This window comes from Streptomyces sp. NPDC026500, assembly GCF_055567635.1.
In genome coordinates, this window is record NZ_JBVHQB010000050.1 from 1 (window position 1) to 18,129 (window position 18,129).

Annotated in this window: 2 protein-coding genes; both read left to right on the plus strand. The window is 74.5% G+C overall.

The features are described 5' to 3' along the window. A partial coding sequence (locus ACZ4N5_RS41955) for an SDR family NAD(P)-dependent oxidoreductase (RefSeq protein WP_467762235.1) occupies positions 1-2,270 on the plus strand: 2,270 nt, incomplete at its 5' end. A gap of 357 nt (positions 2,271-2,627) precedes the next feature. Next, complete coding sequence (locus ACZ4N5_RS41960) at positions 2,628-18,128, plus strand: type I polyketide synthase (protein WP_467762236.1); 15,501 nt, start codon at positions 2,628-2,630, stop codon at positions 18,126-18,128. Position 18,129 lies beyond the last annotated feature (1 nt).

The window sequence follows — 18,129 nt, forward strand, 5'->3', positions numbered from 1 at the left end:
GCGAGGCGTACGTACGGGGGGCCTCGGTCGACTGGGGCGCCGTGTTCGCGGGGACGGCCGCACGCCACCTCGATCTGCCCACCTACGCCTTCCAGGGACAGCGGTTCTGGCCGGAGGCCGCGCCCGTCGAGGCTCAGGTGGTGGCGGAGAGCATCGAGGACGCACGGTTCTGGGACGCGGTGGAGCGCGAGGACCTTGAGGCGCTGGCCGCCGAGCTGGACCTGGCCGACAACGACTCGCTGACCGCTGTCCTGCCGTCCCTGTCGTCCTGGCGTCGGCAGAGCCGCGAGCAGTCCACGGTGGACGGCTGGCGCTACCGGGTCACCTGGAAGCGGATCCCCGACCCGGCCACCGCGCACCTGTCCGGCACTTGGCTCGTCGCCGTACCCGAAGGTGCCGACGCCACCGCGATCACGGGTGCGCTCCTGGAGCACGGCGCCGAGGTCCGTACGCTCGCGGTCGTCGGCGAAAGCCGCGATGAACTTGCCGCCCGCATCCGCGAGGCCTCGGACGAGGTGGCCGGGGCCCTACTGCTGCCCGGTGGCGGGCTGATCGACGCGGTGACGCTGCTCCAGGCGCTCGGGGACGCCGGCGTGAACGCGCCGCTGTGGTGCCTGACCCGGGGCGCGGTCGCGGTGAACTCCGCCGAGCGTCTCGCCGACCCCGAGCAGGCGCTGGTGTGGGGCATGGGCCGGGTGGCCTCCATGGAGCAGGGTGGGCGCTGGGGCGGTCTGCTGGACCTGCCCGAGCAAGCCGACGAACGCACCCTCGCCCGGCTGGTGGGCCTGCTCGCGGGCGACGGCGCCGAGGACCAGGTGGCGCTGCGACCGGCGGGTCTCTACGGCCGCCGGCTGGTGCGGGCCCGGCTGGCCGACGTTCCGGCCGTACGAGAGTGGAAGCCGCAGGGCACCACACTCGTCACCGGCGGCACGGGAGCCCTGGGCGCGCACGTCGCCCGCTGGCTGGCGGGCAAGGGCGCCGCGCACCTGATGCTGGCGAGCCGGCGGGGGCCGGAGGCGCCCGGGGCGGCCGAGCTGCGCGAGGAACTGACCGCGCTCGGCGCCGAGGTGACCGTGGCGGCCTGCGACGTCTCCGACCGCGAGGCGCTGGCCGCGCTCATCGCGGGGATCCCCGCCGAGCACCCGCTGACCGCCGTGGTGCACATCGCCGCCGTCCTGGACGACGGCGTGGTCGAGGCGCTGACGCCCGAGCGGATGCGGGAGGTGCTGCGGCTCAAGGTGGACGCCACGCGCCACCTGCACGAGCTGACCCGCGACCTCGACCTGTCGGCGTTCGTGCTGTTCTCCTCCTTCTCCGCCACCTTCGGTGCGCCCGGTCAGGGCAACCAGGCGCCGGGCAATGCCTTCCTGGACGCCTTCGCCGAGCACCGGCGCGCGGCCGGGCTGCCCGCGACCTCGATCGCCTGGGGTCCGTGGGACAGCGCGGCGGGCGACGGCGGGGCAGTCGGCGACCGTATGCGCCGGCACGGCATCCTGGTGATGCCGCCGGAGCGGACGCTGGTCTCCCTCCAGCACGCGCTGGACCGGGACGAGGCGACGCTGACGGTCGTGGACATGGACTGGAAGCGGTTCACGCTCGCCTTCACCGCCGACCGGGACCGGACGCTGCTGCTGGGACTGCCGGAGGCGCGACGGGTGATCGAGAGCGTCGAACGGGAGTCCGCCGACGCGCTGGCCGGTGGCATGCCGCTGGCCCAGCAGCTGGCCGGGCTGCCGGAGGCCGAGCAGGAGCGCACCGTCCTGGAACTGGTCCGCACCGCCGTCGCGGCCGTCCTCGGCCACTCCGACCTGTCGTCGATCGAAGCGGGGCGGGCCTTCAAGGAGCTCGGCTTCGACTCGCTCACATCGGTGGACCTGCGCAACCGCCTCGGCGCGGTCAGCGGGCTGAAGCTGCCCGCGAGCCTCGTCTTCGACCACCCGACGCCGGCCGCCGTCGCGGCCTTTGTGCGGGCCGGGATCGTGCCGGACGCGGCGGCGGGCGGCGCCCCGCTGCTGGAGGAACTGGACAAACTGGAGGCGGTGCTGGAGCACGGCACCTCCGACAACGTCGTACGGGCCCGGGTGACGATGCGGCTCCAGTCGCTGCTCGCGAAGTGGAACGACGCCGGGGACCCGGCGGCCTCCGCGTCCGGTGACGAGGTCCCCGACGGCAGTGCCCCGGTCGACGTGCTGGACGACGTGGACCGGCTCCAGGACGCCAGCGACGAGGAGCTGTTCGCGTTCATCAACAAGGGTCTGGGCCGCGCCTGATCGGGTGGGCCCGCTCTCCTCCCGGGGGAGCCGGCCCACCCGGCCCGTACCGTGTCGGAAAATGCGGGCGAAATTGCTCGGACTCGGAATGGGAAAGCGTGTTGACGGCGACTTCGATATTGGTCACGATGGTCAGCCACCAGGTATTTCCCCGTAGTGCGACTGCCCCCTGATCCCCCTCCACCCAGGGGTGCATAGGGGGCAGTTAGGGGTTGTGGGGGATATTGGGCGGTCAATAGCCTCGCAGTGCGCAGTCGATTCGCCCGCGGGGCGGGCCGGTCGGGCGCGCATTGAATTCCTTGGATTTTCGCACAACGGTTTCCTATGCCGTCTGCCGCAAATGGGTGGTTGCATCAAATGGCGAATGAAGAGACGCTGCGGGACTACCTGAAGCTGGTGACGGCGGACCTGCACCAGACGCGTCAGCGGCTGCGCGACGTCGAGGCGAAGAACCAGGACCCCATTGCCGTCGTCGGAATGGCGTGCCGGTACCCGGGCGGCATCGACTCCCCCGAGGAGCTGTGGCGCCTCGTGGAGGCCGAGGCCGACGCGATCACCGGGTTCCCCGCCGACCGTGGCTGGGACATGGAGACCGTCTACCACCCGGACCCCGAGCATCCCGGCACCAGCTACGCCGACCAAGGCGGTTTCGTACGGGACTTCGCGCGCTTCGACCCCTCGCTGTTCGGCATCTCGCCGCGCGAGGCGCTCGCCATGGACCCGCAGCAGCGGCTGCTCCTGGAGACCTCCTGGGAGGCGTTCGAGCGCGCGGGCGTCGACCCGACGGCGATGCGCGGCAAGCAGGTCGGCGTCTTCGTCGGCACCAGCAGCCACGACTACCTGACCGCGCTGCTCAGCTCCTCGGAGAACGTCGAGGGTTACCTCGGCACCGGCAACGCCGCCAGTGTCGCCTCCGGCCGGCTGTCGTACACCTTCGGGCTCGAGGGCCCGGCGGTCACGGTGGACACCGCCTGCTCCTCCTCGCTGGTGGCGCTCCACCTGGCGGTGCAGGCGCTGCGCAACGGTGAGTGCTCCATGGCCCTCGCCGGCGGCGCCACGCTGATGGCCGCGCCCGGCACCTTCATCGACTACAGCAAGCAGCGCGGCCTGGCGACCGACGGCCGCTGCAAGGCGTTCTCGCCCGACGCGGACGGCTTCAGCCTCGCCGAGGGCGTCGGCATCCTGCTGGTGGAGCGGCTGTCCGACGCGCGCCGCAAGGGCCACCCGGTCCTCGCCGTGCTGCGCGGCACCGCCGTCAACCAGGACGGCGCCTCCAACGGCCTCACCGCCCCCAACGGTCCCTCCCAGCAGCGTGTGATCCTCCAGGCGCTGTCCAACGCCCGCCTCACCCCCGGCGAAGTCGACGCCGTCGAGGCGCACGGCACCGGCACCGGCCTGGGCGACCCCATCGAGGCCCAGGCCCTGATCGCCACCTACGGCCAGGACCGGCCCGAGGACCGGCCGCTGTGGCTGGGCTCGCTGAAGACCAACATCGGCCACGCCCAGGCCGCCGCCGGTGTCGCCGGCGTCATCAAGAGCGTCATGGCCATGCGCAACGGCATGCTGCCGCGCACCCTCCACGTCAGCGAGCCCACCCCGCACGTGGACTGGTCGGCGGGCAACGTCGAACTGCTCACCGAGGCCCGCCCCTGGCCCGCGTACGACCGGCCGCGCCGCATCGGCGTGTCCTCCTTCGGCATGAGCGGCACCAACGCCCACGTCATCCTGGAGAGCGCTCCCGAGAACGAGGAGACCGCACAGAAAGCCCCGGCGGCCGACGGCGCGGGTGTGCTGCCCGTGGTGCTGTCCGGCCGCACCGAGGCCGCCCTGCGCGCCCAGGCCGCCCGCCTCCAAGCCCACCTCACCGAGCGCCCCGACGTCGCCCTCGCCGACCTCGCGTACTCGCAGGCCCTCACCCGCGCCGCCCTGGACCACCGCGCCGCCGTCGTCGTCCACGACCGCACCGGTCTGCTCGCCGGGCTGTCCGCGCTCGCCGAGGGCCGGGCCTGCGCCGACGTCTTCGAGGGCAGCGCCACCGAGGGCAAACTCGCCGTCCTCTTCACCGGCCAGGGCAGCCAGCGCCTGGGCATGGGCCGTGAACTGTACGAGGAATACCCGGTGTTCGCCGAGGCGCTGGACGCGGTGTGCGCCCGGCTGGAGCTCGCCCGCCCGCTCAAGGACGTGCTCTTCGGTACGGACGCCGCCCTTCTCGACCGCACCGAGTACGCGCAGCCCGCGCTGTTCGCCGTCGAGGTGGCGCTGTACCGGCTGGTGGAGTCGTGGGGCGTGCGCCCGGACTTCCTCGCGGGTCACTCCATCGGCGAGATCGCCGCAGCCCATGTGGCCGGGGTGTTCTCGCTGGAGGACGCGTGCACGCTGGTCTCGGCGCGCGGCCGGCTGATGCAGGCCCTGCCCGAGGGCGGGGTCATGATCGCGCTGCAGGCGACCGAGGACGAGGTCGCGCCGCTGCTGACCGAGCGGGTCGGCATCGCCGCCGTCAACGGCCCGCAGTCCGTGGTCCTCTCCGGTGACGCCGCCGAGGCCGAGAGGATCGTAGGAGCGTTCAAGGACCGCAAGTCCAAACGCCTCACGGTCAGCCACGCCTTCCACTCGCCGCACATGGACGGCATGCTCGGCGCCTTCCGTACCGTCGCCGAGGGCCTGGTCTACGAAACGCCGTGCATCCCGGTCGTCTCGAACCTCACCGGCGCCCTGGTCTCCGACGAGATGGGCTCGGCCGACTTCTGGGTGCGCCACGTCCGCGAGGCCGTCCGCCTCCTCGACGGCATCCGCTGGATGGAGAGCCGCGGCGTCACCGCCTACCTCGAACTCGGCCCCGGCGGTGTGCTGTCCGGGCTCGGCCGGGACTGCCTGACCGCCACCGGCCCGCGCGCCGCCGCCTTCCTGCCCGCGCTGCGCACCGGCCGGCCCGAGGCATGGTCGCTCACGGCCGCCGTGGCCGGCGCCCATGTGCGCGGCCTCTCCCGGGACTGGGCCGCCCGCTTCCGTGACACCGGGGCCCGCCGGGTGGAACTGCCCACGTACGCCTTCCAGCGCGAGCTGTACTGGCCGCGCGACCCCTTCACCGACTTCACCGACCCCGTCGCGGGCGGCGAACTCTCCGCCGCCGACGCCAAGTTCTGGGAGGTCGTGGACAGCGCGGACCTCGCGCGCTTCGCCGACACCCTCGGCGTCGCCGGCGACGAGCCGCTCAGCGGCGTGCTGCCCGCGCTCTCCGCCTGGCACCGCCGCAACCGCGACCGCGACACCGTCGACGGCTGGCGCTACCGCGTCACCTGGAAGCCGCTCACCGACACCGCCACCGGTCCCGTCACGGGGCACTGGCTGCTGGTCGTGCCCGCCGGGCAGGCCGACGACCCGTGGGCCGGCGCCGCGGCCCGCGCCCTGGCCGCGCGCGGCGCCCAGGTGACGACCCTCGCCGTGGACGCCGCAGACGAGGACCGCGACGACCTCGCCGCCCGGCTGCGCGTGCTCCTCGCCGACGCCGAGGCGCCCGCCGGTGTGCTGTCGCTGCTCGCCCTCGACGAGCGCCCGCACCCCGTGGACGCCGCGCTGCCCGCAGGGTTCGCCGCCACCACCGCCCTCGTCCAGGCCCTCGGCGACACGGGTGTCGAGGCACCGCTGTGGGCCGCAACCCGCGGCGCCGTCTCCACCGGCCGCGCCGACCGCGTCGCCGCCCCCGCCCAGGCGCTCGTCTGGGGTCTCGGTCGCACCGCGGCGCTCGAACTGCCCACCCGATGGGGCGGGTTGATCGATCTGCCCGAGCAGCCCGACGAGCGCGCCGCGGGCCGGCTCGCCGACGCGCTCGGCGGTCTCGGCGACGAGGACCACCTCGCCGTACGCTCCACCGGCACCTTCGTACGCCGACTGGTCCGCGCCCCGCGCGAGGAGCAGCCCGCCGAGTGGACCACCGGCGGCACCGCCCTCGTCACCGGCGGCACCGGAGCGCTCGGCCGGCACGTCGCCCGACTGCTCGCCCGCGCGGGTGCCGACCGGCTGCTCCTGGTCGGCCGACGCGGCCCCGAGGCCGAAGGTGCTGAAGAACTCGCTCTGGAACTGGCCGAGTTGGGCACCAAGGTGACCTTCGTCGCCTGCGACGTCACCGACCGCGACGCCGTTGCCGCCCTGCTGGCCGACGTGCCCGCCGAGCATCCCCTCACCACCGTCGTGCACGCCGCCGGCGTCCTCGACGACGGCGTCCTGGACGCCCAGACCCCCGACCGCCTCGCCGGCGTGCTGCGCCCCAAGACGCATGCCGCCCACCTCCTGCACGAGCTGACCCGCGAGCTGGACCTGTCCGCCTTCGTGCTGTTCTCCTCCGTCGCCGGCGTCCTCGGCGCTGCGGGACAGGCCAACTACGCGGCAGCCAACACCTACTTGGACGCTCTCGCCGAGCAGCGCCGCGCCGACGGCCTGCCCGCCACTGTCGTCTCCTGGGGCGCCTGGGCCGAGGGCGGCATGGCCACCGACGGCCTCGTCGCCGAGCGTCTGCGCCAGGCCGGGCTGCCCGCCCTCGCCCCCGAACTCGCCCTGAACGCGCTGCGCACCAGCCTCGCCCTGGACGAAACGGCCTGCGTCGTCGCCGACTTCGACTGGTCGCTGCTCGCCCCGGGCCTCACCGCGGTGCGTCCCTGCCCGCTCATCGCCGACCTGCCCGACGCCGTGCGGGCCCTCGCCTCCGGCGAGGCGACCGGCCCGGCCGTCGAGACCGCCGACACCCTCGCCCGCCGCCTCGCCGAGGCACCGGCCGGCGAACGCGACGAGCTGGCCCTGGAGTTCGTCCGCGCGCAGGTCGCCGCCGTGCTCGGACACGCCGGACCGCAGACCGTGGACCCCGCCAGCGCCTTCCGCGACCTCGGCTTCGACTCGCTGACCGCCGTGGAGATGCGCAACCTGCTGTCCTCCCGCACCGGACTGCCGCTCCCCGCCACACTGATCTTCGACTACCCCAACGCCTACGCCCTGGCCGCCTTCCTCCAGGACGAACTCCTCGGCACGAACGGCGGATCCGCCGTCGCGCAGGCCCCCGTCGCCGTCGCCGACGATCCCATCGCCATCGTTGCGATGAGCTGCCGCTTCCCCGGCGGCGTGGACACCCCCGAGGGCCTGTGGCGGCTCCTGGCCGAGGGCCGGGACGCCATCTCCGGCTTCCCCGCCGACCGCGGCTGGGACCTCGACGGGCTGTACGACCCCGAATCCGCCACCGAGAACACCAGCTACGTCCGCGAGGGCGGCTTCCTCGCCGGCGCCACCGACTTCGACCCGGACTTCTTCGGCATCTCGCCGCGCGAGACCCTCGCCATGGACCCGCAGCAGCGGCTGCTCCTGGAGACCTCCTGGGAGGCCTTCGAGCGCGCCGGCATCGACCCGGCCACCGTCCGCGGCGAGCAGATCGGCGTCTTCACCGGCACCAACGGCCAGGACTACCTCAACCTCATCCTCGCCGCCCCCGAGGGCGTCGAGGGCTTCCTCGGAACCGGCAACGCCGCCAGCGTCGTCTCCGGACGCATCTCCTACGTGCTCGGCCTGGAGGGCCCGGCCGTCACCGTCGACACGGCCTGCTCCTCCTCGCTGGTCGCGTTGCACTGGGCGATCCAGGCGCTGCGCAACGGCGAGTGCTCCATGGCCCTCGCCGGCGGTGTGACCGTCATGTCCACCCCTGCCTCATTCATCGACTTCAGCCGCCAGCGCGGGCTGGCCGAGGACGGCCGCATCAAGGCCTTCGCCGCCTCCGCCGACGGCACGGGCTGGGGCGAGGGCGTCGGCATGCTCCTCGTGGAGCGGCTGTCCGACGCCCGGCGCAACGGCCACCCCGTGCTCGCGCTCGTCAGCGGTTCCGCCGTGAACCAGGACGGCGCCTCCAACGGACTGACCGCGCCCAACGGTCCGTCCCAACAGCGCGTCATCCGCGCCGCCCTCGCCAGTGGCGGCCTCACCCCTGCCGACGTGGACGCCGTCGAGGCGCACGGCACCGGCACGAAGCTCGGCGACCCGATCGAGGCCCAGGCGCTGCTGGCGACGTACGGCCAGGACCGGCCCGAGGGTCAACCCCTCCACCTCGGCTCCATCAAGTCCAACCTCGGCCACACCCAGGCCGCCGCCGGCGTCGCGGGCGTGATGAAGATGGTCCTCGCCATGCAGCACGGCGTGCTGCCGCCCACCCTGCACGTGGACGAGCCGACCCCGCATGTCGATTGGTCGGCCGGTGACATCTCGTTGTTGACGGAGTCGGTGGCGTGGCCGGAGACGGGTCGGCCCCGTCGTGCGGGTGTCTCCTCGTTCGGTATCAGCGGGACCAACGCGCACACGATCGTGGAGCAGGCGCCGGAGCCGGTGGCCGAGGCCGAGTCGTCGGTGCAGCCGGTGCAGCCGGTGCAGCCGGTGCGGCCGGTACAACCGGTGGGGCCGGTGCCGTTCCTGCTGTCGGCGAGGAGTGCGGAGGCGTTGTGTGGTCAGGCGGCCGCGCTGCATGCCCACCTCGGTGAGCGGGTGGACGCCGACCTGAACGATCTGGGTTTCTCGCTGGCGGCGGGGCGTTCGGTCTTCGAGCGTCGTGCGGTGGTGGTGGCCGGTGACCGGGAGGGGCTGCTGGCCGGTCTGGCCGGTCTGGCGCAGGATTCCGGTGCGCCGGGTGTGGTGACGGGTTCGCCGCTGTCGGGGAAGACCGCCTTCCTGTTCACGGGGCAGGGCAGTCAGCGGCTCGGCATGGGCCGGGAGTTGTACGCCCGGTACCCGGTGTTCGCCGATGCCTTCGACGCGGTGTGCGCGCACCTCGACGTTGATGTGCCGCTCAAGGACGTGGTGTTCGGGGACGACGCAGAACTGTTGAACCGTACGGCCTGTACGCAGCCTGCGTTGTTCGCGGTCGAGGTGGCGTTGTTCCGGCTGTTCGAGTCGTGGGGTGTGAAGCCGGACTTCGTGTCCGGGCACTCGATCGGTGAGATCGCCGCCGCGCATGTGGCCGGGGTGCTGAGCCTGGAGGACGCCTGCAAGCTGGTGTCCGCTCGTGGTCGGCTGATGCAGGCGCTGCCCGAAGGTGGCGTGATGATCGCGCTTCAGGCCACCGAGGACGAGGTCTCGCCGCTTCTGAACGAGCGGGTGAGCATCGCGGCGATCAACGGGCCACGCTCGGTGGTCATCGCGGGTGACGCGGACGAGGCCGAGCGGATCGCCGGATCGTTCGGCGACCGCAGGTCCAAGCGGCTCACGGTCAGTCACGCTTTCCATTCGCCGCACATGGACGGCATGTTGGACGACTTCCGTGCCGTGGCGGAGTCCCTGACGTACGAGCTGCCGAAGATATCGGTGATCTCGAATGTGAGCGGTGCTCTCGCTTCGGAGGAGCTGACGCGGCCCGAGTTCTGGGTGCGTCATGTTCGTGAGGCGGTCCGCTTCGCCGACGGCATCCGAGCCCTGGAGACCGCGGGCGTCACCACGTACCTCGAACTCGGTCCCGACGGCGTCCTGTCCGCCATGGCCCAGGGCTGCGTCGAGAACGCCGACGTCGTGTTCGTCCCCGTCCTCCGCGCCGGGCGCGACGAGGCGGACACCCTCACCACCGCCCTCGGCCGGGTCCACGTCAACGGCACGCGCGTCGACTGGTCCGCGTACTTCGCCGGTACGGGCGCACATCGCGTGGACCTCCCGACGTACGCCTTCCAGCGGCAGCGCTACTGGCCCGCCGTGTCCCCGTACCACGTCGGGGACGTCGAGGCGATCGGTCTGGAGGACACCGGGCACCCGCTGCTGAGCGCGGGCGTGGCCCTGCCCGAGTCCGACGGCATGGTCTTCGCCGGACGGCTCGCCCTGGACACGCATCCGTGGCTGGCCGACCACGAGATCCTCGGCAGTGTGCTGCTGCCGGGAACGGCGTTCGTGGAGCTGGCGGTGCGGGCCGGTGACCAGGTGGGCTGCGACCACCTGGAGGAGCTGACCCTGGAGGCCCCGCTGGTGCTGTCCGCGCGCGGCGGCGTCCAGCTGCGGGTGTGGGTCGGTGCCGCCGACGCCTCCGGGCGCCGCCCGGTCGCACTGCACTCCCGCGCCGAGGGGCTCGCGGCCGAGGAGCCGTGGACCCGGCACGCCTCCGGTGTGCTCGCCGAGGGCGCGCGCGGCCCGGCAGGCTTCGACCTGTCGGCCTGGCCGCCGGCCGGGGCCACCGAGGTGCCTCTGGAGGAGCGTTACGACGAGCTGGACTCGATCGGGTTCGCGTACGGGCCGACGTTCCGGGGCCTGCGCACCGCCTGGCAGCGCGACGGCGAGGTCTTCGCCGAGGTGCGGCTGCCGGAGGGCGCGCAGGAGGTGGCGGGCCGGTTCGGTCTGCACCCGGCGCTGCTGGACGCGGCCCTGCACACCATCGGGCTGAGCGGCGTCGGTGCCGACGACGGCCTGGGCCGGCTGCCGTTCGCCTGGAGCGGGGTGTCCCTGCATGCCGCGGGCGCCGCGGCGCTGCGCGTCCGGCTCACCCCGGCCGGCGCCGAGGGTGTGCGCCTGGAGATCGCGGACGCCGCCGGTGCCCCGGTCGCGCTGGTCGAGTCGCTCGGACTGCGCCCGGTCTCCGCCGACCAGTTGCGCGTCGCCCGAACCACGCACCACGAGGCGGTCTTCCGCCAGGAGTGGACCGCGCCCGCCGGCCTCGGCGAGCCCGTGGCCGCCCGGTTCGCGCTGCTCGGCTCGGACGGAATCGCGCTGCCGGACGCGCCGCGACACGCGGACCTGGCGACCCTGGCCGCCGCCGTGGACGCGGGCGAGCCCCTGCCGGACGAGGTCGTGTTCGGGCTCGCGCCGGGCTCGGCCGACCCGGCCGCCGTGCACGCCGCCGCCCGCGCCGCCCTGGCCCTGGTGCGGCAGTGGCTGGCCGAGGACCGGTTCGCCGACTCCCGGCTGGTGGTCGTCACCCGGGGCGCGGTCGCGACCGGGCCCGACGCCGAGGTCATCGACCCGTCCGCCGCCACCGTATGGGGTCTGCTGCGCTCGGCGCAGACCGAGAACCCGGGCCGGATCGCCCTCGTGGACGTGGACGCCACGGACGCCGCCGCGGGCGAGGCCCTGCGGGTGGCGCTCGGCACCGACGAGGAGCGGTTCGCGCTGCGCGTCGGCGAGGTGCTCGTGCCGCGCCTGGCCCGGGTCGCCGCGCTCGACCCCGAGCAGGCCGATCCCGCCCGTACACCGGCCTTCGGGCCCGGCGGAACCGTCCTGGTCACCGGCGCAACCGGCGCACTCGGCGGTCTGGTGGCCCGGCACCTGGTGACCCGCCACGGCGTGACGCGGCTGCTGCTCGTGGCCCGGCGAGGGGCCGAAGCCCCCGGCGCCGCCGAACTCGTCGCCGAACTGGCCGAGTCGGGGGCGACCGCCACGTGGGCGGCCTGCGACGTCGCGGACCGCGACGCACTGGCCGCGGTGCTCGCCGGCATCCCCGCCGCGAACCCGCTGACCGCCGTGGTGCACACCGCCGGTGTGCTGGACGACGGTGTCGTCACCGCGCTCACCCCCGAGCGGCTCTCCGCCGTACTGCGGCCCAAGGTGGACGCGGCCTGGAACCTGCACGAGCTGACCCGCGAGCTGGACCTGACGGCGTTCGTGCTGTTCTCCTCCACCTCCGGCGTCTTCGGCGGACCGGGCCAGGCCAACTACGCCGCCGCCAACGCCTACCTGGACGCCCTGGCCACCCACCGCCGCGCCCATGGGCTGCCGGCCACCGCCACCGCCTGGGGCCTGTGGGCCGTCGAGGACGGCATGGCAGGCGCCCTGGACGCCGCCGACGTCAACCGGATGCGCCGCGCCGGACTGCCGCCGCTGACGGCCGAGGACGGCCTGGAACTGTTCGACACGGCAGTGGCCCTCGACGAGCCGGCCGTCGCCCTGATGCGCGTCGACGCCGAGGCGCTGCGCGCCCAGGCCTCCGCCGGCACCCTCTCCCACCTGCTCCGCGGACTCGTCCGCGGGGTCGCCCGGCGCACCGTGGACGTGGCCGCGGGCGGCGAGTCCGAGCTGCGCGGCCGACTGGCCGCACTGCCGGCCGCCGAGCAGGAGCGGGTGCTCCTGGACCTCATCCGGGCCCAGGTCGCGGCCGTGCTCGGCCACACGGGTGCCGGGTCCGTCGAGTCCTCCCGGTCCTTCAAGGAACTCGGCTTCGACTCGCTGACCGCCGTCGAGCTGCGCAACCGCATGAACGCGGCGACCGCGCTGAGGCTGCCCGCCACCCTGGTCTTCGACCACCCCGAACCGGCCGCGCTCGCCCGGCACCTGCGCACCGAACTCGTCGGCGACGGCACCGCCGCCGAGGGTACCCCGGCCGCGCCCGCGACCGCCGCGCCGGCCGACGACGAGCCCATCGCCATCGTCGCGATGAGCTGCCGCTACCCCGGCGGCGTACGCGCCCCCGAGGATCTGTGGCGGATGCTGACGGCGGGCGCCGACGGCATCACCCGCTGGCCCGAGAACCGTGGGTGGGACACCGAGGCGCTGTACGACCCGGACCCGGAGAGCCAGGGCACCTCCTACGCCCGCGACGGCGGATTCCTGCACGACGCCACCGAGTTCGACGCGGACTTCTTCGGCATCTCGCCGCGCGAGGCCCTCGCCATGGACCCGCAGCAGCGGCTGCTGCTGGAGACCACCTGGGAGGTCTTCGAGCGCGCCGGCATCGCCCCCTCCTCGGTGCGCGGCAGCCGCACCGGCGTCTTCGCCGGTGTGATGTACCACGACTACGGCGCCCGGCTGCACGCGGTGCCGGACGGCGTCGAGGGCTACCTCGGCACCGGAAGCTCCAGCAGCATCGTCTCCGGCCGTGTCTCCTACACCTTCGGACTTGAGGGCCCGGCCGTCACCGTCGACACGGCCTGCTCGTCCTCGCTGGTCGCACTGCACCTGGCCGCGCAGGCGCTGCGCAACGGCGAGTGCTCGCTGGCGCTCGCGGGCGGTGTCACCGTGATGTTCACGCCCGGCACCTTCATCGAGTTCAGCCGGCAGCGGGGTCTTGCCGCCGACGGGCGCTGCAAGTCCTTCGCGGCCGCCGCCGACGGCACCGGCTGGGGCGAGGGCGCGGGCATGCTGCTGCTGGAGCGGCTGTCCGACGCCCGGCGCAACGGCCACCAGATCCTGGCCGTCGTGCGCGGCTCCGCCGTCAACCAGGACGGTGCGTCCAACGGCCTCACCGCCCCCAACGGCCCCTCCCAGCAGCGGGTCATCCGCGCCGCCCTCGCCAACGCGGGCGTGGGTGCGGGCGAGGTCGACGTGGTCGAGGCGCACGGCACCGGCACCACCCTCGGCGACCCCATCGAGGCGCAGGCGCTGCTCGCCACGTACGGCCGCGAGCACACCGACGACCGGCCGCTGCTGCTGGGCTCGGTGAAGTCCAACCTCGGCCACACCCAGGCCGCTTCGGGCGTCGCCGGCGTGATCAAGATGGTCATGGCGATGCGCCACGGCGTGGTCCCCAAGACCCTGCACGTGGACGAGGCGACCCCGCACGTGGACTGGTCGGCGGGCGCGGTCTCGCTGCTCACCGAACAGGTCGCCTGGCCCGAGACCGGCCGGCCGCGCCGCGCGGGCGTGTCCTCCTTCGGCATCAGCGGCACCAACGCGCACGCCATCATCGAGCAGGCCCCCGAGCCGGACCTCGCTCCCGAGCCAGACCATGCTCGCGGGGCGGAGCCGACCGGGCAGGTCACGCCGGTGACGGTGACTGTGCCGCCGGAGACGGTGCCGCTGCTGGTGTCGGCGCGCGGCGAGGACGCGCTGCGCGCCCAGGCCCGCAGGCTCGGCGCCCACGTACGGGCGAATCCGGAGCTGCGGCCGGTGGACCTGGCGCTGTCCCTGGCCACCACCCGCTCCGCGCTGGAGCGGCGTGCAGCGCTGCTCGCCGGCGACCGGGACGAACTGCTGGCCGCACTCGACGCGTTGGCGCGCGGCGAGCAGGCTCCCGGGGTGCTGCACGGCACCGCCCGCGAGGGCCGCACCGCCTTCCTGTTCACCGGGCAGGGCAGCCAGCGTCCGGGCGCGGGTCGTGAACTGTACGCGGCCCACCCGGTCTTCGCCCGTGCCCTGGACGAGGTCTGCGCCGAGCTCGACCGTCACCTCGAACTGCCGCTCCAGAGCGTGCTGTTCGGCGAGGACGCCGAGGTGCTGAACCGGACGGAGTACGCGCAGCCCGCACTGTTCGCCATCGAGGTGGCCCTGTTCCGGCTCGTCGAGGCGTGGGGCGTCCGGCCCGACGTGCTCTGCGGCCACTCGATCGGCGAGATCGTCGCAGCGCACCTGGCCGGGGTGCTCTCCCTGCAGGACGCCTGCGAACTCGTCGCCGCGCGGGGCCGGTTGATGCAGGCTCTGCCCGAGGGCGGCGCGATGACTGCGCTCCAGGCGACCGAGTCCGAGGTCGCGCCGCTGCTGACGGAGAACGTGAGCATCGCGGCGGTCAACGGGCCGCGGTCGGTGGTGATCGCGGGTGACCCGGACGAGACGGACAGGCTTGCCGGATCGTTCGCGGACCGCAGGTCCAAGCGCCTCACGGTCAGCCACGCCTTCCACTCGCCGCTGATGGACGGCATGCTCGCCGACTTCCGCAAGGTCGCGGAGAGCCTCGTGTACGAGACCCCCTTCGTCCCGGTCGTCTCCAACCTCACCGGCGCGCTCGTCACCGACGAGCTCACCGACCCCGACTTCTGGGTGCGCCACGTGCGCGAGAGTGTCCGCTTCCTCGACGGCGTGCGCACCCTGGAGGAGTCCGGCGTCACGACCTATCTGGAACTGGGCCCGGACGGCGTGCTGTCCGCGCTCGCCCAGGAGTGCGTGACCGGCGACGGCGCGGTGTTCGTGCCGCTGCTGCGTGCCGGCCGGCCCGAGGCCGACACCGCCACCACCGCCCTGGCCCTCGCCCACGTCCACGGCGCGCCCGTCGACTGGACCGCGTACTACGCGGGCACCGGCGCCCGCCGGGTGGAGCTGCCCACCTACCCCTTCCAGCGCAAGCGCTACTGGCTGGACGTGGGCGTCTCCGTCGAGGACGTCCTGGCGGCCGGTCTGGACGGCGCGGACCACCCGCTGCTGGGCGCCACCGTCGAACTGCCCGCCTCCGACGGGCTGGTGCTCACCGGCCGACTCGCCGTCTCCGTCCAGCCCTGGCTGGCCGAGCACACGGTCGGCGACACCGTGGTGCTGCCCGGCACGGCCCTCGTGGAACTGGCCCTGCGCGCCGGAGACCACGTCGGCTGCGACGTACTGGACGAGCTCACCGTCGAGGCGCCGCTGACCCTGCCCGAGCGGGGAGCCGTGCAGTTCCAGCTGGCCGTGGCCGGTCCCGACGACAGCGGGCGGCGCGCCCTGACCCTGCACTCCCGGCGCGCCGACGCCCCCGCCGAGGAGCCCTGGACCCGGCACGCGGCCGGCGTCCTGACCGCGCGGGCCCCCGAGGCCCCCGCGGCGGACCTCAGCCAGTGGCCCCCGACCGGCGCCGAGGAACTGCCCGTCGACGGGTTCTACCCGGGCGCGGCCCTCGCCGGACTCGGCTACGGCCCCGGCTTCCAGGGCCTGCGGGCCGCCTGGCGGCGCGGCGAGGAGGTGTTCGCCGAGGTCGCGCTCGACCCGTCGTACGCGGCCGACGCCGACGCCTACGGACTGCACCCCGCGCTCTTCGACGCGGCCCTGCACGCGCTGGGCCTGGCCACCCCCGGCGCGAGCGCCGACGCCCCCGTCGAGGGCGCCCGACTGCCCTTCGCCTGGACCGGCGTACGGCTGCACGCCACCGGCGCGACCGGGCTGCGCGTGCGGCTGGCCGCCGCCGAGGACGGCGGCGTCGCACTCGACCTGGCCGACCCCACCGGCGCGCCCGTCGCCACCGTCGGCTCGCTCGTGCTGCGTCCGGTGCCCGCCGGCGGGCTCGGCGAGGGCCCTTCCACCCACCACGAGTCGTTGTTCGCCCTCGACTGGGCCGCGCTGCCCGGCACAGGGACCGCGCCCACCGACGGGCGCTGGGCGGTGCTCGGCGAGGACCCGGGCGCCTTCCACCCCGGCGACCGGCCCGTCGAGACCCACGCCGACCTCGCCGCGCTGCGCGCCGCGCTGGAGGCGGGCGCACCGGTGCCCGACACCGTCGTCGTCCCGCTCACCCCCGCCGTCACCACCAGCGGCCGGGCGGCCACCGCCCGGGCCGCCGCGCACCGCGCGCTCGACCTCGTCCAGCAGTGGCTCGCCGAGGAACGCCTCGACGGCTCCCGGCTGGTGCTGCTCACCAGCGGCGCGGTCGCCGCCGAACCGGGCGAGCCCGTCACCGACCTGGTCCACGCCCCGGTGTGGGGCCTGGTGCGCACCGCCCAGTCGGAGAACCCGGGCCGGTTCGTCCTCGCCGACACCGACGGCAGCGACGCCTCCGCCGCAGCGCTGGCCGCCGCCCTGGCCGTCGACGAGCCGCAGCTGGCCCTGCGGGCCGGTCGCGCGCACGCCTTCCGGCTGCGCCGCGTGGCCCGCACCGACCGCCAGGCACCCGCCCTCGACCCCGAGGGCACGGTCCTGGTCACCGGGGCCACCGGCACCCTCGGCCGGATCTTCGCCCACCACCTGGTGGCCGAGCGGGGCGCACGCCGGCTGCTGCTGCTCAGCCGACGGGGCGAGCAGGCCCCGGGCGCGTCCGAACTCGCCGCCAGTGTCGAGGAGTTGGGTGCGTCGGTCAGCTGGGCCGCGTGCGACGCGGCCGACCGGGACGCGCTAGCGGCGGTGCTCGCCGGCATCCCCGCCGAGCACCCGCTGACGGCGGTGGTGCACACCGCCGGCGTCCTGGACGACGGCATCATCGACTCGCTCACCCCCGAGCGCCTGGACACCGTGCTGCGGCCCAAGCTCGACGCGGCCTGGAACCTGCACGAGCTGACCGAAGGACACGAGCTGAGCGCGTTCGTGCTGTTCTCCTCGGTCGCCGGCTGCTTCGGCGCCCCGGGCCAGGGCAACTACGCGGCGGCCAACAGCTTCCTGGACGCCCTCGCCCAGCACCGCAGGGCCCGCGGACTGACCGCGACCTCGCTGGCCTGGGGCCTGTGGACCGCCGAGGACGGCATGGCCGGCGCCCTCGACGAGGCCGACCTGGCCCGGATGGCCCGCTCCGGCGTGGCCGCCCTGGCGCCCGAGGAGGGACTGGCCCTCTTCGACATCGCGCACACCCTGGACGACGCCGTCCTGGTGCCCATGCGGATCGAACCGGCCGCCCTGCGCGCCCAGGCGGCCGACGGCACCCTGCCGCCGCTGCTGCGCTCCCTGGTACACGTCCCGGTGCGCCGGGCCGCCGCCGACCCCGGGACCCGTACCGGCACCGGGTTCGGCACGGAGGCGGGCGGCTCCCTCGCGGACCGGCTGGCCGCCCTGCCGACCACCGAGCGCGCCCAGGCCCTGATGGACCTGGTGCGCACCCAGGTCGCCGGCGTCCTCGGCCACGCCGGCCCGGACGACGTCGACCCGGCGCGCGGCTTCCTCGACCTCGGCTTCGACTCGCTGACCGCAGTCGACCTGCGCAACCGGCTCACCTCCGGCTGCGGGCTGCGCCTGCCGGTCACGCTGATCTTCGACTACCCCTCGCCGGAGGCGCTCGCCGGATACCTCGGCGAGCGGCTGGGCACGGACGACACCCCCCGGCGGGCCGTCCACACCGAGCTGGACCGGCTCGAATCGATCCTGGCGGGCGTCGGCCCCGACGACGAGGACGCCACGGGCATCACCGCCCGGCTGCGCGACCTCCTGGCGAAGTGGAACGAGACGCACAGTGCACCGGACACCGATGCCCAGGACCGCTCGATCGAGTCCGCCACGGCCGACGAGATCTTCGACCTGCTCGACGACGAACTGGGCCTGTCCTGAC

Coding starts and splice junctions, on each gene's coding strand:
- ACZ4N5_RS41960 (WP_467762236.1), top strand. CDS start 2,628: ATGGCGAATGAAGAGACGCTGCGGGACTACCTGAAGCTGGTGACGGCG.